The 20451-nt window shown below is 65.8% G+C and carries 16 protein-coding genes; 8 read left to right on the plus strand and 8 right to left on the minus strand.

All coding sequences use genetic code 11. From position 1 onward, the window contains the following. Positions 1-33: 33 nt before the first annotated feature. The 4 genes from DAES_RS01700 to DAES_RS01715 all read right to left on the minus strand — a co-directional run bounded on the left by DAES_RS01700 (position 34) and on the right by DAES_RS01715 (position 7198). On the minus strand, positions 34-2583 hold the full coding sequence (locus DAES_RS01700; RefSeq protein ID WP_013513305.1) for an EAL domain-containing protein: 2550 nt from the start codon (positions 2581-2583) through the stop codon (positions 34-36). A 100-nt stretch (positions 2584-2683) separates the two neighbouring features. Beyond that, positions 2684-5839: a sensor domain-containing diguanylate cyclase gene (locus DAES_RS01705; protein ID WP_013513306.1), complete on the minus strand. Its 3156-nt coding sequence runs from the start codon at positions 5837-5839 to the stop codon at positions 2684-2686. Between the two features lie 86 nt (positions 5840-5925). Beyond that, positions 5926-6702 (minus strand): GGDEF domain-containing protein, encoded by a 777-nt coding sequence (locus tag DAES_RS01710; protein ID WP_013513307.1) that lies wholly within the window; start codon positions 6700-6702, stop codon positions 5926-5928. Positions 6703-6739: 37 nt separating this feature from the next. Then, a complete protein-coding gene (locus tag DAES_RS01715; RefSeq protein ID WP_013513308.1) occupies positions 6740-7198 on the minus strand; it encodes a hypothetical protein in 459 nt (152 codons plus the stop codon). 164 nt (positions 7199-7362) lie between these two features. On the opposite strand from DAES_RS01715, the gene DAES_RS01720 reads away from it, so the two are divergent. Genes DAES_RS01720 through DAES_RS01730 form a run of 3 tightly spaced genes read left to right on the plus strand, consistent with a single transcriptional unit; the run spans position 7363 to position 9249 of the window. Beyond that, positions 7363-7836, plus strand: coding sequence for a hypothetical protein (locus tag DAES_RS01720; RefSeq protein WP_013513309.1), 474 nt, complete (start codon positions 7363-7365; stop codon positions 7834-7836). Next, entirely contained in the window at positions 7833-8405 is a 573-nt protein-coding gene (locus tag DAES_RS01725) for a hypothetical protein (RefSeq protein ID WP_013513310.1), read from the plus strand. Before DAES_RS01720 ends, DAES_RS01725 begins: the two co-directional genes overlap by 4 nt. 40 nt (positions 8406-8445) lie before the next feature. Beyond that, positions 8446-9249 (plus strand): nitroreductase family protein, encoded by an 804-nt coding sequence (locus DAES_RS01730; RefSeq protein ID WP_013513311.1) that lies wholly within the window; start codon positions 8446-8448, stop codon positions 9247-9249. Positions 9250-9339: 90 nt separating this feature from the next. Here the strand turns inward: DAES_RS01730 and DAES_RS01735 are convergent, their stop codons facing one another. Next, positions 9340-9834 (minus strand): 3D domain-containing protein, encoded by a 495-nt coding sequence (locus DAES_RS01735; RefSeq protein ID WP_013513312.1) that lies wholly within the window; start codon positions 9832-9834, stop codon positions 9340-9342. 338 nt (positions 9835-10172) lie between these two features. On the opposite strand from DAES_RS01735, the gene DAES_RS01740 reads away from it, so the two are divergent. Then, positions 10173-11474: a hypothetical protein gene (locus DAES_RS01740; protein ID WP_041271308.1), complete on the plus strand. Its 1302-nt coding sequence runs from the start codon at positions 10173-10175 to the stop codon at positions 11472-11474. A gap of 15 nt (positions 11475-11489) precedes the next feature. Here the strand turns inward: DAES_RS01740 and budA are convergent, their stop codons facing one another. After that, positions 11490-12200 carry an acetolactate decarboxylase gene (gene budA, locus DAES_RS01745; RefSeq protein ID WP_013513314.1) on the minus strand — a complete coding sequence of 237 codons (711 nt, stop codon included), beginning with the start codon at positions 12198-12200 and terminating at the stop codon, positions 11490-11492. Positions 12201-12345: 145 nt separating this feature from the next. Here budA and DAES_RS01750 point away from each other — a divergent pair, with 145 nt between their 5' ends. Together DAES_RS01750 and DAES_RS01755 are read left to right on the plus strand one after the other, a co-directional pair. Next, on the plus strand, positions 12346-13506 hold the full coding sequence (locus DAES_RS01750; RefSeq protein WP_013513315.1) for a glycosyltransferase family 4 protein: 1161 nt from the start codon (positions 12346-12348) through the stop codon (positions 13504-13506). An 80-nt stretch (positions 13507-13586) separates the two neighbouring features. Further along, a complete protein-coding gene (locus tag DAES_RS01755; RefSeq protein WP_041271309.1) occupies positions 13587-13934 on the plus strand; it encodes an Hpt domain-containing protein in 348 nt (115 codons plus the stop codon). A 71-nt stretch (positions 13935-14005) separates the two neighbouring features. Here DAES_RS01755 and DAES_RS01760 read toward each other — a convergent pair whose 3' ends face one another. Then, positions 14006-14653, minus strand: a complete 648-nt coding sequence (locus DAES_RS01760; RefSeq protein WP_013513317.1) for an OmpH family outer membrane protein — start codon at positions 14651-14653, stop codon at positions 14006-14008. 353 nt (positions 14654-15006) lie between these two features. Next, complete coding sequence (locus DAES_RS01765; RefSeq protein ID WP_013513318.1) at positions 15007-16905, minus strand: methyl-accepting chemotaxis protein; 1899 nt, start codon at positions 16903-16905, stop codon at positions 15007-15009. A gap of 239 nt (positions 16906-17144) precedes the next feature. On the opposite strand from DAES_RS01765, the gene DAES_RS01770 reads away from it, so the two are divergent. Further along, on the plus strand, positions 17145-18752 hold the full coding sequence (locus DAES_RS01770) for a flagellar hook protein FlgE (RefSeq protein ID WP_013513319.1): 1608 nt from the start codon (positions 17145-17147) through the stop codon (positions 18750-18752). Between the two features lie 168 nt (positions 18753-18920). Beyond that, positions 18921-20276 (plus strand): tetratricopeptide repeat protein, encoded by a 1356-nt coding sequence (locus DAES_RS01775; protein WP_013513320.1) that lies wholly within the window; start codon positions 18921-18923, stop codon positions 20274-20276. Positions 20277-20451: the final 175 nt, after the last annotated feature.

Consider the following 20451-nt stretch of genomic DNA (forward strand, 5'->3'; position numbering starts at 1 on the left):
AGCATCCTTGTTCCGAATGACAAGGGGACTCGGCTACGTGCTTTCGGCTCCGCGGTGGTCCGGTTCCTGGTCGTCGCCCTCCAGGGCGTCCGTCCGGTTCTGCTCCGCCTGATCAAGGCAGCCCTGCTGCGCGTCAGTCATCCGCTGCCGGGGCGAGGTGTGATCCTGGGCGGCGCGCTTGTGGAGCAGGTCCTCGGCATCTGTCGGGCTCAGGGGCCGGTGAAAGTAGAAACCCTGCACGCTTTCGCACTTGAGCTCCATGAGCGAGCAGAGCTGGCCCGCGTCCTCGACGCCTTCGGCCACCACGTCGAGGCCCAGCGAGTGGGCCAGGGCGATGACCGCGCGCACGATCTCCATGTTTTCCGGGTCGCTCTTCATGCGCGAGATGAAGGAGCGGTCCACCTTGAGGGTGTCCACGGGCAGCTGCTGGAGCTGGGACAGGGACGAGTAGCCGGTGCCGAAATCGTCGATGGAGAAGCGCACGCCGATCTTGCGCAGCCGCTTGAGCACGTTGATGGCCGCGTCCGGGTGCTCCATGAGGGCGGTCTCGGTGATCTCCAGCTTGAGGACTTCGGGCGGTAGGTCGGCGGCGCGCAGGGCGTCGATGACGAGCTTGTCGAGCTCCATGCGCGCGAACTGCTTGCTTGAGAGGTTGACGGACATGAAGATGTCCTGTGCTCCCGGAGTGGCGGCGCGCCAGCGGGCCAGGGTCAGGAGCGATTCGCGCAGCACCCACTCGCCGAGTTTGATGATGGTGCCCGACTCCTCGGCCATGGGGATGAACTCGGCGGGCGGGATGGGTCCGCGCTCAGGGTGGTCCCAGCGGGCCAGGGCCTCGAAGCCCATGATGTCCGAGCCGTCCAGGTCCATGATCGGCTGGTACTGCACATGGAATTCGCCCGACTCCAGGCCGCGGCGCATGTCGTTTTCCATGGTCAGCTGGTCCACGGCGCTTTCGAGCATGCGGGTGGTAAAGACCTTGAACCGGTTGCGGCCCGCCTCCTTGGCCTGATGCATGGCGATGTTGGCGCGCTGGAGCACGTCGGACGCCCGGATGTCGGGGATGGGGCTGAGGACGATGCCGAAGCTGGCCGTGGTCTGCACCTCGTGGCCGGTGAAGATAAAGGGCTTGGCCAGGGCGTCTCGGATGCGCTTGACGATGCGGATGGCCTCGCCAGGGCTGGCCAGTTCGTCCAGGAGCAGGACGAACTCGTCGCCGCCGAAGCGCGAGACCGTGTCCAGGGTGCGCACGTGCTGGGCAAGGCGGTTGGCCGTCTCCATGAGTACCAGATCGCCGAAGCGGTGGCCCAGGGAGTCGTTGATGACCTTGAAGCGGTCAAGGTCGAGAAAGACCAAGGCAAAGTAGTAGTTTTCCCGGCGTCCGGCCCGGCGCATGGCCTGGCCGACGCGGTCCAGGCACAGGGTCCGGTTGGCCAGCTCGGTCAGGGGATCGTGCAGGGCCTGGTGCCTGAGCTGCTCCTCCATCTCCTTGCGGTCCGTGATGTCGCGGAAGCTGCACCGGATGCCCAGTGGCTTCATGCCGATGCCCGACACGGCCCGTCCAGCCACGCAAAGCCAGCGGGTCTGGCCGCTCCTGGTGACGATGCGGAAATCGAGCGACCCGCCCACCTCGTTGTTGATGAACAGGAGGTACTTGTCCCAGGCGTCGCGGTCCTCGGACACGATGATCTCGCGCAGCAGCTCGGGTTGTTCGAAATACCGTTCGGGCGGATGGCCGGAGATGCGCTCGCAGGCGGGCGAGCAATAGAGCACGCCGCCTTCGGTGCCCAGCCATATCTCCCAGTCGTAGGCGAAGTCGGCAATGGTCCGGTAGCGTTCCTCGCCCGTGCGCAGGGCTTCGAGCAGCCGCTCGCGTTGCTGGCGGATCTTGGCCTTTTCCCTGGCGCTGCGCGATATCTGCCGCAGGACGTAAAATTCGAGCCCGGCCACGATGAGGAGGATGGACACGAAGAGGATGGTCAGCCGGTTGCGATACCCGGCCAGTTCCTGCATCACGTCGTCGATGTAGATGCCGGTGCCCACGATCCAGCCCCACGGCTGGAACTCGCGGACATAGGAGACCTTGCGGGCGATGATGTCCGGCTGGTCCTTCCACTGCCAGGAGTAGTCCACGAACCCGCCCTCTGGATCGCCCGCGGCCCTGATGAATTCGAGAAAGATGGGCTTGCCCTGCGGGTCTTTGTAGTCGGAGAGATCCTGCCCCTCCATCTCGGGCCGGTAGGGGTGCATGATCATGCGCGGGGTGTCGTCGTTGATCCAGAAGTAATCCTTGCCCTCCGGGCCGTAGCGCATGGCCCGCAGCAGCTCCTTGCCCATGCGCCGGGCATCGTCCGGGGCGATCTCGCCGTTTTCGGCCCGTTGGTGGAGGTGGCTCAAGGTGTTGATGACCGCGCCGGTCAGCTCGCGGATGCTGGCGCGCCGGTCATCCATGAACGCCTGCTGGAGCGAGGGGAGCAGGTAGAGGAAGATGGACCCGCCGAACAGGGCGAGGGTCAGTACGGCAGGCAGGAGCATGCCAAGGGTGGTGAACTCGAATATGTCGGACAGGCGGCGTGAGCGCATCAGGGTTTCCTGTTCAAAGGGTCATGGGTCGGATGTCCAAGCATGTAGAAGCATACGCTGGAGCGCCGGAAAAGTGAAGCAAATGGGCACATTTCTGTGGTCATCCGGCGACCACTTTGTTGCGGCCCGACTGCTTGGCCTCGTACAGGGCCACGTCGGCCCTCTTGAGCAGCGTTTCCACGGTTTCGGCGTCGTTATTCGAGGTCGCCGCCCCGATGCTCACGGTGATGCGCAGCGTGCCCGCATCGGTGGCCATGGATGCCTTCTCGATGGCCCGGCGCAGCCGCTGGGCCACCTCCATGGCCGGTCCGGCGTCGGTCTCGGGCAGCAGCACGCCGAACTCCTCGCCGCCCAGCCTGCCCAGGATGTCAAGCTCGCGCAGGGCCGTGCGCGATATCCTGGCCAGCTCGCGCAGCACCTCGTCGCCCACGCCGTGGCCATGGGTGTCGTTGACCCGCTTGAAGTGGTCTATGTCCATCATGAGCATGGTCAGCGCGCCCTGATAGCGTTTGGTGCGCATGAATTCCCGCTCGGCCAGCTCCATGAACCGGCGGCGGTTGAAGAGGCCGGTCAGGCTGTCGGTGGTGGCCAGCTCGTGCAGCCGGGCCTCGGTGGCCTTGCGCTCGGTGATGTCACGGATGGTGGCCACGGCGTACCACCTGCCGCCGAGCTGAAAGCTGGAGACGGACCGCTCCACAGACACGCGGGTGCCGTCCTTGCGCAGGGCTTCGGTCTCCTGGATGGCCCCGACCGCGTCCCCGTCGCCAGAGCCGGCGAACTGGCGCATGCCCGCCATGGCCTCGTCGCGCAGCTCCGGCGGGGTGATCAGTTCGTGGATGGGGCGGCCCATGACCTCCTCCTCGGTGTAGCCGAACAGCCGTTCGGCGGCTCGGTTCCAGAAGGAGGCGTTGCCGTGCATGTCGATCATGACGATGGCGTCGTAGGCGGACTCGGCCAGGGCGCGCAGTTTGCGCTCGCTGGCCTTGATGGCGTTTTCGGCGTCCTTGCGGTCCGTGATGTCCATGTCCGCCCCGCGATAGCCGCGGAACCCGCCCTCGTCGTCGAAATGGGGCACGCCGCTCGATTGCAGCCAGATGGCGCGCCCGTCCCTGGTCAGGCAGCGCAATTCGACCTTGGAAAAGGGCGATTGCAGTCGATATAGGTCGGCCCGCCAGCGCAGGAAATCCTCGGTGTGCTCCCTGGCGACGAACAGGGCCGGGGTCTGGCCCAGCATCTCCTCCTGAGTGTAGCCCAGGATGGAGAAGACATCCTCGGTGACAAAGGTGAAGGTGTCGCGCCCGTCCGTTTCCCAGATGTATTCGCCGACCGCCGCGCTCACGTCGCGAAAACGCTGCTCCGACCGTTTGAGCGCGGCCTGGGCCTTGCGCTGCTCGGTCACATCGCGGGCAAAGACGGCCATCTGCTCCACCGCGCCGTCCGGCCCGGTAACAGGGTAGGCGCTGGCGTGAAACCTGCGTCCATCGTGCTCGCCTTCGAACCGGACAGGCCCGGCCTGCTCCATGACCTGCGACAGGATGGTGCGCAGGGCCTCGCGGCGTTTGTCCGACAGGAAGTCGAAAAGGGATCGCCCGATCATGTCCTCCGGCGTGCGCTCGTAGATGCGCGCGCCGGTCTCGTTGATGGCCGCGATTCTGCCGTTTGGCTCAATGAGCATGGCCAGGTCTTCGGGCGCGTTGAGCAGGGTCCGGCTTGTCTGCTCGCTACGCCGCAGGGCGGCTTCGTATCGCTTGCGGCGGGTCATGTCGCGCAGGGTGCCCACCGCGTACCAGCGGCCTTTGAGTTTGACCGAGGAGACCGCCAGCTCCACTGGCACGATGGAGCTGTCCTTGCGCACCGCCTCAAGCTCGATCACCTGGCCCACCACCGCTCCTCGGCCCGATGCGGCGAACCCGGCCAGCCCGGACTCGGCCTTGTCCTGCTGTGGTTCGGGCACAAGCAGGGGGTGCAGCCGTCTGCCCATGATCTCCTGCGCCGTGTAGCCCAGCAGCCGCTCTGCCGCAGGGTTCCAGTAGGTGACCCGGTCCTGGTCGTCGATCATGACGATGCCGTCCTGGGCCGACTGGCTGATGGCCAGGGTCCGCTCCTCGCTCTCGCGCAGGCGGGCCTCCACCTCGGCCTGGCGCACGCGGTAGCTGGCCAGGAACCAGCAGCCCGGAACCAGGACGAGCAGGAAGAGCACGACCAGGGCGGTGAAGGGCGTGGACCAGCCAAGGAGCAGGGTGGCCGGGGGAGTCCAGATCATGATGGTCCAGCGCGCTTTGTCCGGCGCGGGCTGGCCGTTGGGGCCGGTCGTGGCCGGGCCGGGGGAATCCTCGGCAAGAGTCTCCGTGGTCACGGCCAGGGTGGCAAAGGTGAACAGTCCCTCGGAGGTCAGCGCCTGCCCGGTCCCTGTGGCGGCAACGGCCTGCCACGCCTCTGGGAAGCGGACGGCCATGGTCGCCTCCGGCCTGCCGAGCTGGCGGCCCCACTCCTCGTCAGTGGATGGGCCGAGCATCCAGAATCCCTCGCCGTCGCAGAGCAGGGTCAGGCTTTCAAGCGCGGCGGCGGCGTTCCTGATCTGGTCGAAGAGGTGCTGGCCATCGTAGTTGAGGACCATCACGCCCAGTGTTGTCCCGGCACTGTCCACGACCGGGCTGGCAAAACGCAGGGTGGGCCTGTGGGGGGTCTCGATGCGGCCATGTTCCATGTTCAGGTCGAACCTGGAGATGGAAACGGTGTCGGGGCCGCCTTCGAGTGCGTCCTTGAAGTAGTAGCGGTTTTTCTTGTCCTGGAGTTGGTGCGCTGGTACCGGGGCCGGGCTGGACCAGAGCTGGTCCACCCGCACGCGCTCCATGCCCGAGTGGTCGAGGAATCGGATTTGGAGGAAGTGCGAGCGGCTGCGGGCGAAATCGACAAAGATGCGCTCAAGGGTCTGGAGGGCCGGATCGGGCAGGGATTCTGTCGGTTCTTGCGGCGTGGTATCCGCCGGGCGGGGCGTGGGAATGTCCGGGCCAACGTTTTGGGGATCGGTCAGGGTGCGGGCCGCGATCCGGGCCAGGAAACGGGCGTCCGAAGCGTGGGAGGCCACCGCGCGGTTGAGGGTCACCGATTCGCGGTCCAGAGCCAGTTGCTGGCGCTGGCGCGCAAGGTCGAGATGGTCCTGGTTGCGGGAATGCAGGAACCATATGGCGGCCAGAATGATGCCGAGCGCCAGCGGCCCATAGAGCTTGAGAAATTCGCGTATTGTTCGAGCCATGCGCCCCTCCCCAGAGACTCAGCCCGTGCTGCCTGTCCGGGGTGTTTCCCGGCAGGTCCGCCGCCCTGACGCCAGGGCGGGATGCCTCACCCCCGGCTGACCACGACCCGGTTCCTGCCCTGGTTCTTGGCCCCGGTCAGGGCGGACTGGACCCGGTGCAGGAAGGTCTCCATGGTGTCGTCGGCCCGGCCCTGCACCACGCCCAGCGAGAGCGCCATCCGTATCTTGCCCCCGAAGAGCTTGTGGCCTACGATCTGCCGGAGTTTTTCAGCCACCATGGCCGCCTTGTCTATGTCCGTGTGCGGGGCGAGGATGATGAACTTGCCCCCGCGCCAGCGGAAGACGTAGTCGGTCTTGCGCAGCCGGGCACTGACGAACTGGGCCAGGTTGGCCAGCAGCATGTCGCCGGTCTTGTAGCCGTGGGTCTCGTTGATGCCCTTGAAATCGTCGATGTCGAACATGATGCCCGAGAGCGGGTTGGCGTAGCGGCGCACGTTGTCAAGCTCGCGCTCGGCCACGGACTCGAACTTGTAGCGGTTGTAGACCTTGGTCAGGTCGTCGTAGACCGAGAGCTTATCCACCTGCTCGCGCAGCTGGCTCATGGCCTTGGCTTCGCGTCCGAGCAGGGAGAGCACCCGCGTGTACACGAGCAGGGCCTGGGCCGCCAGGACGAAAAACCCGGCCACCATGACGATGTAGACGAACTTCATCATCAGTTCCGGGTCTTCTGGCGGCAGGATGATCAGGGTGTAGATGACGCCGAAGTTGGTGCACAGCAAGGCGGCCAGGGCGGCGACGCTCAAGGTGTAGAAGAGCTTGTACCGTGTCTTGAGCCTGTCTGCGGGCGGCGTGTCCTGTGCCATGGTCGTTGGTCCCTGTTCCGAGTGTCGATAAGGCCGGTCAGTCGGCCTCGCCCTCAAAGGTGTAGTACAGGGCTCCGCTCTTGGCGTCGTCGTCGTAGGTCAGCTCCACCGAGAAGTCGGGCCACATCCAGCCGTAACGCTGGCCCACGCCGCGCCCCTGGCCGTAGAGGCCCAGCAGCCGCTCCTTGATCAGGAAGTGGTTGGCCCTCCCCTCAAAGGCCACGCCCACCCGGTAGAGCCTGTCCTTGCGAAAGTAGTAGGCCACGGAGAGGATCTGGGCGTCGCCAAAGGTCAGCCGCTCATCCTCCCGGTAGTAGGTGTTCTTGTAATTGGTCTTGGGGATGGGCTTGAGGTCCGGGATGTCGGCCAGCGGGGTGCCCCACTTGAAGCCGCGGAAGCTGTCCGGGGGATCGACCACGGCGTAGTCTCCGGCCAGGGAAGCCCCGGCGAGGCAGAGCAGCGCAAGAGCCGTGATCAATATGCGCGTGGGGAGCATGGATAGTCGCCTTTTGTCTTGTGGCTCGCAGCCTGTTCTCTTCTCAACCGTTGGCATTGTACTGGATTTCACGACAAAATCAAGGAGCGATGCCCTGGCTGGCGCGAACGCATTGTCAGGGCGCGGGCCGGTGTGGTAACAGGCAGGGCATGCGAGGGACAAAGATGCGTATATGGACGACAATGCTCGTGGTGTTGCTCCTGGCCGGGCTTGCCGGATGCGGGCCCGACCCGGACGAACGGGACGGCGACAGGGTCGTTGCCCTGGAGACCGAGGTGGCCGCGCTCAGGCAGGAAATGCGGGCGCGCGACGAGGCGTTGCGCGGTGAGCTGGCCGTGATCCGCCAGAACCTCGACGGGGTCCGCGAGGCGCTCCGGGCCGGGGCAGGCGAGCCGGAAGCCGGTAGGGCCAAGGCCGGGCCGGGCGCGGACGCGCCACAGGCCACGGAGAAAGAGCGGGACGCGCTGGACGACGAACTGGATACCAAGGCCAAGACATTCGTCAGGGACAGCCTGGACAGACTGCTGGAAATAACCAGGAAGCTTCTGGACAGGATGGACAGCGAACTGGAAAATCGAAATGACCCGTCCGACAAAAGGAGCCCGGCTCCGGACGGCACCCAAGGAGACAGGATATGATGAAAACGTGCACTGGGGCGGGCATGATCGTGCTGCTGTTGGCCCTGGCTCTGATCGGCGGATGCGCCAAGGGCGACGCGGTCAAGCTGACCTATGCCCTGGGCAAGACCACCGTCCCCTGCGTGGGCGAGGTGATTGTCTTCAAATTTGAGGACAAGCGACCCGTGACCCGGCTGGGCACCGACAAGAACGGCGCGCCTGTCGAGACCGTGTCCGACGTGGCCGACTGGATGGGCTGGGCTCTGTTCGACGAGTTCAAGGCTGCCGGGTGCGATCCCAAGTATCGCACTTCCACCGTGAGCCCTGGCTCCACGCCGCTGGTCACGGGCGAGATTCTGGAGGTGACGCTGAACCAGACCGGCACCACCACCTGGGCGGGCAAGGTCTCGGTGCGCATCGTGCTCCAGCGCGACGGGGAGATCATCCACTCCGAGAAATTCTCCAGCGAGGTCGAGGACGCGGCTGTGCCGGGCTACACCACGCCGTCGGGCATCATGGCCGATGCCCTGCGCGGACTCATGGGCGAAATCGTCCCGGCTGTGGCCGGCAGGCTCGGCGCGCGCGACTAGCGGATAGACGCCCCTGTTCCGGGGCGGACAGGGGCTTTTCATGTTTTGCGATACCGGCATCTGCAAGCGGTGCGGTGCGTGCGCCGCAGAGTGTCCCTACTCCCTGATCGTGGAGGACGGGGAGGGCTTCCCCTGGCTCAGGCCAGCAGCCAGGAAGACCTGTATCGGCTGCGGTCACTGCGTGGCCGTCTGCCCGGTGGGGGCCCTGACCCTGCCGGATCTGCCGGTGACGCCCGGCCTGGCCCCGGATCAGTGTCCGCCCATCGAGGGCGCGTTCAAGGTGAGCCGTGAGCAGGCGGACCAGTTCCTGCGCAGCCGCCGCTCGGTACGGACCTATCGCGACAAGCCCATTTCTGAGGCCATGGTGGTCGAGCTGCTCGACTTGGCCCGGTTCGCGCCCAGCGCCAAGAACGGCCAGCCCGCCCGCTGGATCGTCACCCGCACCCGAGAGGCTACGCAGCGGTTGGCCGGGCTGACCGTGGAATTCATGGCCATCAACAACGTCTTTCCCGGCGTCATCAGGAACTGGGAGCGGGGCGTGGACAAGGTGCTGCACGGCGCGCCCCATGTGGCCGTGGCCCACGCGCCCGAGGACGGCTTCAACCCGGCTGAGGACTGCTCCCTGGCCGCCGCCTACCTGGAGCTGGCCGCCCATGCCCGCGGGCTTGGCGCCTGCTGGGCCGGGTTTTTGATGGAGGCTGCCGAGGGATACGGACCCATCCGCGACGCGCTGGGTCTGCCAGAGGGGCATGGCGTCTATGCCGCACTCATGCTCGGCTATCCAAAATACCGCTACGCGCGCATCCCGCGTCGGCGCGAGGTGGAACTGCGCTGGCTCGACTGAAGAGGCGGCGAAGGGCCATGAAAAAGGCGCGATCCCAACCGGGATCGCGCCTTTTTCATGGCCCCTTCGGCCCTGGCTTGGCGGGTCGGATCAGATTTCGAGCAGCGCGGCCTTGATGTTGCGCTTGCCGAACTGTTTGGCCTGGCCCTCGTCCCACATGAAGATGTCGATGCGTTGGGTGAAACGCTTGTTCATGAGGTCGTTGATCTCGAAGATGCCCAGCCCCTCGATGCGGACCTTGCGGCCAAACACCCATCCCTGGTCGAAGAGGTCGCGGGACACGGCGATGGTTCCGGCCCGGACCTTGCGCATGCTGGCCGTAATGAGCGGGTCGGAGTCGCACTGCTCGGTGGTGGGGTTGTAGGCGGTGACAGTGACGGTGCGCACGGGACGGGTCAGCATGGCCCTCTGGATGATGCGCGCCTCCTCGACCATGCCCTTGCGGGCCGTGGCGGTCTGCTCGGCCAGGGCGAGCTTGTGCTGGAGGGTGTCGATCTCCTGCTGTTTGGCAAAGGCAACTACAGCGAGGATGACCATGGCTGCGCACAGCACGGGCGTAAGCGCGTAGTTGATGAATGTCTTCATTGTCTCGTTTGTCTCCTGTGACGGTTTCTTTTTGAGTTGTTGGCATATAATGGTCGAATTTGGGCTTGTCAACGTTTTAGATTTCATCTATGAATTTCGGTTCTTCTCCCGCAAAGTCTTGATTCTTCAGGCTCATTTCCAAAAAGTGTACCACAATGGGCAAAATGGGCGTGCCCCCACCTCCTTGAATTCCCGGATGTTTTTCCGGGCCGAAAAAAGTGCATGGTTTTGTTCCGTGATTAAATATAGATTGACAATAGTATATAGTTTTGACTACCAAAGATATTGTTTTCATGAATTCCATTGGTGGGTAAATGACGCAATTCCGGGTACTTCCCATGCGGACCGGCGACGCATGCCTGCTGTGCGGCGCGCGGGGCAACTATCTGGTGGATGGCGGCGGCCCGGAGAGCGGGCTGCCCTCCATGCTGGCCGACAGGCGGGTGCGCAAGCTGCGCGCGGCGGTGTGCAGTCTGGCCTGTCCGGAGCGGCTGGGCGGGGTGCTTGAACTCATGGAGGCCGGGGCTTGCGTGGCCGAGTACTGGCTGCCGGAAGGGCTTGAGTCCCTGCCCGGCGCTGCGTGCCGGTTCAACGGCGACTGGACTGGCTGGCAACGGCTGGTCCTGGGGAGTGACGCAGTGCCTGGTGTGACGCCTGGCGTGCCCCTGCCCCCGCCTTGCGCGCAGTCCGGCCAGGCAGCCTTGCGGCTGCACGGTTCGGCCATGCTCATCGCCCTGGCTCTGTCTTGTCTTGACGGCGACTCTGGCAAGGCGGAGCTGTCGCTTGCCCTGGCGGCCCAGGCTGGTACCGTGGCTGCCGGGCAACCCCCCTGCGGGGGCGAGAGCAGTTTGCGCCGGTTCCTTGGGCGCGCCCTGGTTGCGCTGGCAGTCAGGGCGGCTCGTCGTGGCGGGGTCGTGGGCGGGCCGACGGCGCGGTCTCTGTGCGTGGCGGGGTGCCGCCAGATGACCGGAAGCGGGCTGGCCGGGCTGGCCCTGCTCTGCGGGCGGCTGCTCCTGGACGAGGCGCCCGGGAATTCGGCGCGGGCGGCCATCGTCCGGGGGCTGGGTCTGGCCGCCATGGCAGCGGCGCTGCTCTCGGTTCAGCGGGCGCGGCTGCGCTTTTTCGCCCTCAGCCCGCAGTTGCAATCCGGGCTGGTGGCGCGCCATCCGATCAAGTGCCTCAACGGGGTGGAGGCGGACCCCCTGGCCGGGCTGCCGGAGCAAGTCGGGCCTGAGCTGCTTCGGCAACAGGTCAGGCGTCTGGCCGATCCGGACAACGGGCTGGTCTTTGTGTATGGCGATGCCGGATGCGGCGCGCTGTTCTGCGGGGACACGCGGCTCAAGTTTCTGGGCCGTGGCGAGGCCGTGCGCCTGGACCGGCCCACGGTGGTGGCCGCGCCGCGCCAGGGCTCGGTCACCGCGGACCGGGCCTACGGGGCCATCGTGTCCGATGACTCAAGCCGCGATGTCTGGGTGCGGGGGTTCCTGCCTGCCTCGCGCAAGGTCGCGCCCGGTTTCAAGGCCCAGGGCGTCAAGGTCTGCCTGAACAACTGCCGGACCCTGGCCATGCAGGAGATCCTGCTGGAGTTCGCGGGCGGGCGGTGGAACCGCGAGGCGGGCGACGAGTGCGTGTTTGGCTGATCCGCCCCTGAAGCCTCAGCGCTCGGATTCCGCGATGTCGCGGGCCGTGTCGCGTTCGAACCCGGAGGTCAGGAAATCCAGGGTCATGGGCAGCCCCATGACCAGCCTTGGCACATGCTGGACGCCTACGGTGACGCGGCCCGGCAGGCAGGTAAGCACATGGCCGCCGCAGGTTTTGTCGGCAGAGAGAAAGTGCAGGTGCAGGCCGGGCACGGCCACCCCGCCCAGAAAACCGGGGGTGTGGAAGCCGACCATGGTGCCGTCCATGTCGCGGTAATCGAATTCTGGCTGCTCGCGCGCCACCTCGACCAGGGGACGGTAGGTGTCCTGGGGCGGCACCGAGCGCGCCCGGACATGGCTGAACCGGCCATCCACGCGCACCGCGTAGAGCATGTTGGGCGAGGGCAGGAGGCGTGTCGCCAGGGCGAAGAGATCCTCGTCGGGCGGCTCCGGGAATTCGTCCAGGGTGTCGGGCCGGTAGCGGGTGACGCAGGCAAAGGGCGTCTGCTCGGCATCGTCCACGCTATTGGCCCGGCCTGTGGCGTCCATGCGGAAGACCTGGCCGTCGAGCATGACCATCTCGCCGTCCAGGCGGTTGAAGGTGCCCAGGCCGAAGTCGCCGTGTTCGCGCAACTCGCCGATGGTGGTTCGCGCCCGGTAGATGCCCTCGATCAGCCCGTTGATGGGGGCCGAGAGATAGACGGCGTTGGGTGTTTTCGTGTGCATGATCGTGCTCCCTGCCCAGTGTACCGTGTAAACGCGCCCCTGTCACCAGACCTTCCGCTCCAAAGAGGGCGTGGTCCGGTATGGTTTTTTGCCCCGGATGGTGCTAGTCCATGACGGGCGGCCAGGGTGCCGCCAAGCCATCATCATGAAAATACTGCACGTCATCACCGGCCTCGATGTAGGGGGCGCGGAGACCACGCTCCATCGGCTCGTCACGACCATGGACCCGGTCCGGTTCCTGCCCCGCGTGGTCAGCCTGATCGAGCCGGGCGAGGTCGGACGCGGGCTGGCGCGCGACGGGGTGCGCGTGGACAGCCTGGGCATGCGGCGCGGCGTGCCGTCCCCTGCCGGGTTGGTCCGGCTGGCGGGGATGATCCGCTCCTGGCGGCCCGACCTGATCCAGACCTGGCTCTACCACGCCGACCTGCTCGGCCTGACCGCGCGCGCACTGGCCTTCCCCCTTGGCAACGGCCCCAGGCTGGTCTGGAACATCCGCTGCTCGTACATGGACCTTGCGCAATACCGGCGCACCACCGGGCTGACGCTTCGGGCCTGCGCCGCGCTCTCGCGTCTGCCGGACGCGGTGGTGACCAACTCCGGGGCGGCCCGTGATTTTCACCTCGGCCTGGGCTACGCGCCCAAGCGGTTCGAGGTCATCCCCAACGGGTTCGATCCCGCCCGGTTCCGGCCCGATGCACAGGCCCGGCGCGCGGTGCGCGCGAGTCTGGGGCTGGACGACTCGGCCCTGGTCTACGGCCTCGCGGCCCGGCTTGATCCCATGAAGGACCACCTGACCTTTCTGCGCGGCGCGTCCCTGGTGGCCGACGCCGTGCCAGAGGCGGTCTTTGTGCTGGCCGGGCGCGGGGCGGACCACGGCAACGCGGCCCTGGCCGGATGGCTGGCCGAGGCCGGGCTCGCGCCGGAGCGCGTCCGGCTCCTGGGCGAGCGGGCGGACATGGAGCGGCTCATGGCGGCCATGGATGTCCTGGTCTCGTCGTCCGTGGGGGAGAGTTTTCCCAACGTGGTGGGCGAGGCCATGGCCTGCGGCGTGCCTTGTGTGGTCACGGACGTGGGCGACAGCGCGTCCTTGGTGGCCTCCACCGGGCTGGTGGTGCCGCCTGCCGACGCGCCCGCCCTGGGCCGGGCCATGCTCGACATGGCCGGGCTGGGTCCGACTGGCCGGGCGGCCCTTGGCCAGGCGGCGCGCAGTCGGGTGATGGCCGGATTCTCGCTGGCTTCGGCCTCGCAGCGCTACGAGGCCCTGTATTCCTCCCTGTGCCGGGGGAATAATACTTCCATTGAGTGACGGGCAATGGTACTTGGGATTAGAACAGGTGTTTGCCGATCGTGACGAGTATGGAGATTGCCGGAGCGCGGGGGCTGGACATGAGCGAACCATTATTTGACAAGAACAGGTTCTTGCAGAGCCTTGCCGGGGATATGGAACTGGCCAGGGAGTTGCTGTCAGCCTTTCTCGAAGACAGCCCGGAGCGGTCCGACTCCCTGGGCGAGGCCCTGGCGCAGGGGGATGCGGATCAGGCCTCGAAGCTGGCCCATTCCCTCAAGGGCATGTGCGGCGTGGTCCGCTCCACTGAGATCGCGAACCTCGCCCTGGGCATGGAAGAATCGGCCAAGGCCGGAGACCTGGAGAAGACCAGGGCGTTGCACGCCCTGTTCCTGGACAAACTCAAGGCTGCCCACAGCGCGATGCGCCTCTTCCTGGCGCGCGTCTAGGCATCAACAAGACAAGAGAAAAGGCCTGCCCGCATGATGCGGGCAGGCCTTGTTTCGTGTTCGGGGGGGGGCTACTGGGCCTGACCTTCAGCCGGGGCCGGGGCAGCTTCGCCCTGGGCGGGTGCCGCTTCAGCCGGAGTTTCGGTGGCCGGAGCTTCTGTGGCCGGGGCTTCCTCGGGCTTGGTCTCTTCGGCAGGCGTCTCGGCCTGGGCGGCGGGTGCCGCTTCAGCCGGGGCCTCCGGCTTGGCGGGCGGGGTCAGGTCGAGCTCGACCTTGTCCATGGCGGCAGTGATGTCGGCGGTGATGTCCACAGTGTCGTCAGAGGCGATGACCGACTGCTTGCTCAGGATCAGGGTCAGCCCTTTTTCCTTGCGGTAGGTGTCGAGCACTTCGTTGAACTTGGCGTCGATCAGGGCGACCACGCGCTGCTGCTCCTCGTTCATGATGCTCTGCAGGTCGCCCATGGCGGCCTTGTATGCGTTCACGGTCGTTTCGTTCTGTTCTTCCTGCATGGCCTTGTAAGCTTCCTCGGCCTTCTTTTGCAGGGGCACGCCCAGCTCCTGGAGGTAGGCCATGGCGGCGGCAGCGGCCTTGTTGTCCTTGAAGGCGGCGGCTTCGTCCACCACGCCGATGGCGACTCCGGCCTGCTGCTGGTTGCACCCGGTCAGAATGGTGAAGCCGAGCAGGGCGACACACAGCAGGAGGATAACGCGTTTCATATTCAGGTCTCCGTTCGTTTGTTGGTTTCGGTCATTCTCGTCCGTCGAGGCCGACACAGTACGCAGGGTGCGCTGGCATTGCAAGGGGGGATTGCGAAGGGACAGCGGCTCGATACGAGCCGCCGTCCCAGGCTGTTGAGAAAGGCCCGATTGCGTCGTTGCTTCAAAAAAGGCAAACCCTCGCGTATTGCACATACGCGTCGGCCTTGCCTTTTTTTCGCGCCTAGCACTCGAACCTTTCTCAACAGCCTGCCAGAGTGGGCTTTGTCAATATTCTGGGACAGCGGCTCGATACGAGCCGCCGTCCCTTTTTGGTGGGGTGTCGGACCAGCGGGTTGTCAGGCCTGCTGGTGTCAGAACCGTTCGAAGTCGCCGTCGTCCCCTGCCTTGCCTGCGGCGGGCAGCGCAGCCGGGGCGGTGCGGGCAACGCGCGGCCCGCTCGCGGCCTGCCTGCGGGGCGCACTCCGGTCCTTGAGCCGGAAGAAGCCGATGGTTTGCTGCAGTTGCACGGACTGGCCTGCAAGCTCCTCGGAGGTGGAGGCCACCTCTTCGGACGTGGCTGCGTTGCGCTGAACCACGGTGTCCAGATCCTGGATGGCGGCGTTGATCTCTTCCGCGCCCACGTTTTGCTCCATGGTGGCGGCGGAGATCTCGTGGATCAGCTCGGCGGTCTTGCGGATGTCGGGCACGAGCTTCTCCAGCATCTTGCCCGCCTTGTTGGCCACCTGATTGCTCGATGCCGAGAGCTGGCCTATCTCGGCTGCCGCCGCGCCGCTGCGCTCGGCCAGCTTGCGCACCTCGGCGGCGACTACGGCGAAACCCTTGCCGTGTTCGCCTGCGCGGGCCGCCTCGATGGCCGCGTTGAGCGCCAGCAGGTTGGTCTGGCGCGCGATATCCTCGATGATGGTGATCTTGTCGGCGATCTCGGTCATGGCGCTGACGGCCTGGGCCACGGCTTCGCCGCCTTCCTGCGCCCCATCGGCGGCCTGGCTGGCCAGGGTCTCGGTCTCGCGGGCGTTCTCCGCGTTCTGGCCGATGCTCGCCGTCATCTCCTCCATGGCCGAGGAGAGTTTGTCCACGGCCTGGGCCTGGTTGTTGGCGCCGATGGAGAGATCCTGCGCCGTGGCGCTCAGCTCCTCGCCGCCAGCCGAGACCTGCTCGGCAGCCGCGTGCACGTCGCCCACGATGCTCTGGAGCTGGGCGGCCATGCGCTCGAAGGCCTCCTTGAGCAGCAGCATCTCGCCGCTGAAGCTGCCCTCGAACCGGACATCCAGATTGCCTTCGCTGATGGACCCGGCCTGGGCCGCGATCACGGTCAGGGGGCGGGTGATCAGTCTGCGGGAGATGAAGAAGAGGACGAGCACGGCCAGCACCAGGCCCGCCGCGCCGGTGAGCAGCAGCCGGGTCTGCAACTGGCTGGCGTCGGCCATGAGGTCGCTCTGGTCGGCGGCCAGGGCCACGATCCAGCCGGTTTCAGGCACCTGGCTGAAGGCCATGAACTTGGTCAGTCCCTGCCACTGGTATTCGATGAAGCCGCTCTTGCGGGCCATCATGGTCTGGATGAAGTCGCGGTCGCTCAGATCCTGGAAGATGAGATCCTTGTTGGGGTGGGCCAGGATGCGGCCTTCGGGATCGAGGATGAAACAGTAGCCCTCGGAACCCACCTTGACCGGATCAATGTACTCGGCGGTGAAGGCCGAGGCCATGACCGACATGCCCACATAGCCCACGGTCCGGCCCTGGTCGCGGATCTGCACGGCGATGGCCACGCGCGGCTGCTTGCTCACCGGGGAGAGGACGATGTTGGAGATGTAGGAGGGCTTGCCCTGCTTGATGATGGTGGTGAAGTATTCCTGGGTGACATAGGACTTGCCCCGCCCGCCGGGGTTGGTGGTGACCACGGAGATGCCCTGGGCGTCGTGGACAAAGAGCGATTCTAGAGACGGGTCCGCCTCCCTGGCCTTGGTCAGCCACGCGGTGGCTGCCTCAAAGTCGCCGCCAAGGGCCGCCTCGATGACCGACTGGTTCTCGGCGGCCAGGGTCAGGTAGCGCAGCCGGTCGTTGAGCCAGCCGCTCAGGGTCGAGGCCACAGTCCTGCTGTTTTGCGAGAGGATTTTGTCGGATATGGACAGGGTCAGGCTTTTGGTGCTCAGGTTCACGTCGGTGACGACAGAGCCGAGCAGCACGAGAATGACCACCGAGATGACAAGGATCAGTCGCTGCCCGACTCCGAGGTTGTGTATTGCGCGCATAAAGGTCTCCTGCCTGATGTTACAGTTTCCCCAACCCTATGACAAAAATGTTGCACGAGGCAATTATAAAAAGAAAACCCGGCAATTGCCGAAGCCGATGCCCCTGGCAGGGCCGGGTTTGCCCCTGGCATGCTCCTTGCTCAAGCCACGGCGGAGAAGCAATGGGGAATTATCTGCCGGGGATCGGGTCTCCCGGCTTTTCCCGACCGGATCCGGGCCTTCCCGGATTGGAGGAAAGCATGAGTTTCAGCAGTCTGTACGTGGGTGCCACGGGCGTTGTTGCCCATGGCGAACGGATGCAGGTCGTTGCCAACAACCTTGCCAACGTCAGCACTATAGGTTTCAAGAAGGCGGACGCCCTGTTTGGCGATCTGATGAGCAGTCAGCTCGGATACGGCGGCGGGCAGTTCGAATCGGGCAGCAGCTACGCCAGCCAGATGGGCCAGGGCGTAAGCATGTCCGCCATCCGCACCGTGTTTGCCGAGGGGGGGCTGGAGAACACGACCACCACCACCGACCTTGCCATCACGGGCAACGGGTTTTTCGGCGTCCGCGACACGACCGCAGGCGGGACCATGGGCGCGAGCCACTACACCAGGGCCGGATCGTTCCGTTTCAACAACGACGCCTATCTGGTCGATCCCCATGATTTCAGGCTCCAGGGCTATGCCGTGGACCGCGAGACCGGCGTTGTGGCGACCCAGGTGTCGGATGTCCAGCTTCCCTACGAGGACGTGGTCATCGATGGCCAGCCTGTCCGTCTCGTGCGCTCGCAGCCCCGGGCGACCACGGACGTGGAGATGGTCACCAACCTCGACGCCGTGGCCACGGAGCAGTATAGCAGCGCCACCAATCCGTTCTTCGCCATGCTCGAAGCGTACAACGGCAGCTCGGGATCAAAGCCCTTTGGCGAGAACCTGCCTGCCTATTCCTCGGCCCTGACCATCTATGACGCGGACGGCAACGAGCACGAGATGACGGTCTATTTCGACCCGGTCAACGCCTCGTCCCTGTCAAACGCGGCGCCCGGCTACAGCTATTGGGAATACCTGGTGGCCCTGCCCGGCTCGTCCGACGGTTCGGGCGCCTACGGTACCTCGGCGGCGGGGCTGGCTGGAATGGGCGTCCTGACCTTCAACGGCTCGGGCCAGTTGGTGGGCCAGTCCGCCTATTCCCTGACCGGCGGGGCCGACGGCAAGAACCTGAGCAACTGGGCGCCCGCCACCTTCAACCTCGATGGCGAGCCCCAGGTCTCCTTTACCTTTGGCAGCAACGGGGCGGCCATCGGAACCGAGCAGTTGGTGAGCTATGATTTCGGCCTGACTTCCACCACGTCCACATGGCTCTCCGGCGCGGCCACCGCCGCAGGGGTCGGCCTGAATGTGGGCAACCTGGTGCAGATGGCCAACGAGGCGCGCGATGCCCGCATCACCACCAGCTACGACCAGAGTTCGTTCACCGCCTACCAGATCCAGGACGGCTTCACCTGGGGCTATCTGCTCAACACCAGCGTGGACGGCGACGGGTTCCTGAGCGGCTATTTCTCCAACGGACAGACCGAGGAGTTCTATCAGGTCGCCAACTACCGCTTTGCCAGCGAGTGGGGGCTGCGCCGCGACGGGGGCAACAACTTCGTGGCCACCGATGCCTCTGGCGCGGCCATGGATGGCAAGGCCTTGGTCGGGGGGCGCGGCTCTTTCGTGCAGAACACCCTGGAGATGAGCAACGTGGACATGGCCGAGGAATTCGCCAGCATGATCATCACCCAGCGCGGGTATCAGGCCAACACCAAGGTCATCACCACCTCGGATTCGCTGCTCAACACCCTGATCAGCGTCAAGCGGTAAGACCCGATTGAATGGTTTCAGGCACGGGCCGCCGCCGGAATCCTCCGGAGGCGGCCCGCGGCGTTTTCGGCCAGTGATTCGGCCAGTGGTTCACCCATGGGTTAGCAGGCCCCTTCCTTGAATTCCCCACCCAAACCGGATAGGGACAAGGCAACCAAGGAGTAAGCCGTGACCCGGAAAGCCGCGCAGCCGTCATCCCAGGATATTCTGGCCTCGATCAGGGAGGTCGAACGCGAGGCGTCCGGCGGACTTGAGGCGCTGTTCATGGCGGCCATGCTCGCCCCGGCCCCGCTGCCCTACGCTTTTGCCCTGTCTGTGGAGGGCGCGCCGCACAATCCGTCGCTGATCAACCCTGCGGCCTCGTTCTTCGCGGCCACGGCCATGCTCGATCCGCTCGTGGTCCGGGGATTGATCGACATCGATCCCGACCAGCAGACCTACGGCGTGCCGCCCCTGGTGCGCGAGACCCTGCTCGCCTCGCTGGACGACGAGACCCGGCTCGAGTGGGCCGGGCGCGCGGTCTACGGTCTCAACCTCACACTGCCCGATGCCGAGGCAGAGCACTGGCCCACAGTGGAGTGGCTCATGCCCCATGTCCTGGCCTGCCGCGATTTGGTGGTCACTCTGGGGCTGCATACCCCGGCGGCCAACCGTGTCCTGCATCAGGCCGGGTTCTCCCTGCACCTGCAGGGGCGGCACCGCCAGGGGGCCGACCTGCTCGATATCGCCCTGGCCGTGGACGTGGCGCTCAAGGGCAAACACCATCCCGACATCGCCGCCGACCTCGAGGGGCTGGGCGTGGTGCTCTGGGCCGCAGGCGATCTGGGCCGGGCCGAGACCGCCTTTGCCGGGTGCCTGGAGTTGCAGCAGGCGATTTTCACCAAAGACAATCTCGTCACCGCGCCCATCCTCAACGGGCTGGGCGTGGTCCGTCAGGCCCAGGGCAAGTTCGATCAGGCCGAGGCCGCGTTCCTGGAGTGCCTGCGGGTGCTGACCAGGGCCCACGGCGAGGGGCACCCCTCCATCGCCTCCTGCCTGGGCAACCTGGCCCTGCTCCACGAGGCCATGGGGTGCCCGGCGGACGCCCTGCGACTGGCCGAGCGCTCCCTGACCATCAACCGGGCCGCGTTCGGCGACGCCCACCCCGAGGTGGCCTCGGACCTGAACACCGTGGCCCTGCTCTGCGACGCCCTGGGCGACCTTGCGGCGGCGGAAGCCAACTTTCGCGAGAGTCTGGCCGTGCGCCAGCGCGCCTTTGGCCCGGACCATCCGGAGACCGCCCAATCCCTGTGCAATCTGGCCCTGTTTCTGGACAAGGCGGGCCGCCCGGACGAGGCGGTCGGCTTCTACGAGCAGGGACTTGCCGCCTACGAGGCGGCCCTGGGTCCGGGCCATCCGCTCATGGAGTCGGCCCTGGACCACTACCTGGTCCTGCTCGAAAAAACCGGTGGCCGCCCCGGCACCGACCGGCTGCGCGCCCTGGCCGAGGCCACCCTGCGCCGGATCGTGGATCGCGCCCGGTAGCAGGCTGTTGAAAAACGTCCGATTGCTGCGTTGCTTCAAAAAAGTCAAATCCTCACGTACTGGAAGTGCGCTTCGGCCTTGACCTTTTTTCGCGCCTTGCACTCGAACATTTTTGAACAGCCTGCGGGAATGATTTTTTCAACGGTCTGATTGCCGACCCCAAAAGCTGATCCCA

Origin of the sequence: Pseudodesulfovibrio aespoeensis Aspo-2 (assembly GCF_000176915.2) — a bacterium.
Taxonomy (GTDB): Bacteria; Desulfobacterota; Desulfovibrionia; order Desulfovibrionales; family Desulfovibrionaceae; genus Pseudodesulfovibrio; species Pseudodesulfovibrio aespoeensis.

Coding starts and splice junctions, on each gene's coding strand:
- DAES_RS01770 (WP_013513319.1), top strand. CDS start 17,145: ATGAGTTTCAGCAGTCTGTACGTGGGTGCCACGGGCGTTGTTGCCCAT.
- DAES_RS01760 (WP_013513317.1), bottom strand. CDS start 14,653: ATGAAACGCGTTATCCTCCTGCTGTGTGTCGCCCTGCTCGGCTTCACC.
- DAES_RS01710 (WP_013513307.1), bottom strand. CDS start 6,702: ATGGCACAGGACACGCCGCCCGCAGACAGGCTCAAGACACGGTACAAG.
- DAES_RS01715 (WP_013513308.1), bottom strand. CDS start 7,198: ATGCTCCCCACGCGCATATTGATCACGGCTCTTGCGCTGCTCTGCCTC.
- DAES_RS01755 (WP_041271309.1), top strand. CDS start 13,587: ATGAGCGAACCATTATTTGACAAGAACAGGTTCTTGCAGAGCCTTGCC.
- DAES_RS01750 (WP_013513315.1), top strand. CDS start 12,346: ATGAAAATACTGCACGTCATCACCGGCCTCGATGTAGGGGGCGCGGAG.
- DAES_RS01740 (WP_041271308.1), top strand. CDS start 10,173: ATGCGGACCGGCGACGCATGCCTGCTGTGCGGCGCGCGGGGCAACTAT.
- DAES_RS01735 (WP_013513312.1), bottom strand. CDS start 9,834: ATGAAGACATTCATCAACTACGCGCTTACGCCCGTGCTGTGCGCAGCC.
- budA (WP_013513314.1), bottom strand. CDS start 12,200: ATGCACACGAAAACACCCAACGCCGTCTATCTCTCGGCCCCCATCAAC.
- DAES_RS01720 (WP_013513309.1), top strand. CDS start 7,363: ATGCGTATATGGACGACAATGCTCGTGGTGTTGCTCCTGGCCGGGCTT.
- DAES_RS01730 (WP_013513311.1), top strand. CDS start 8,446: ATGTTTTGCGATACCGGCATCTGCAAGCGGTGCGGTGCGTGCGCCGCA.
- DAES_RS01725 (WP_013513310.1), top strand. CDS start 7,833: ATGATGAAAACGTGCACTGGGGCGGGCATGATCGTGCTGCTGTTGGCC.
- DAES_RS01765 (WP_013513318.1), bottom strand. CDS start 16,905: ATGCGCGCAATACACAACCTCGGAGTCGGGCAGCGACTGATCCTTGTC.
- DAES_RS01700 (WP_013513305.1), bottom strand. CDS start 2,583: ATGCGCTCACGCCGCCTGTCCGACATATTCGAGTTCACCACCCTTGGC.
- DAES_RS01705 (WP_013513306.1), bottom strand. CDS start 5,839: ATGGCTCGAACAATACGCGAATTTCTCAAGCTCTATGGGCCGCTGGCG.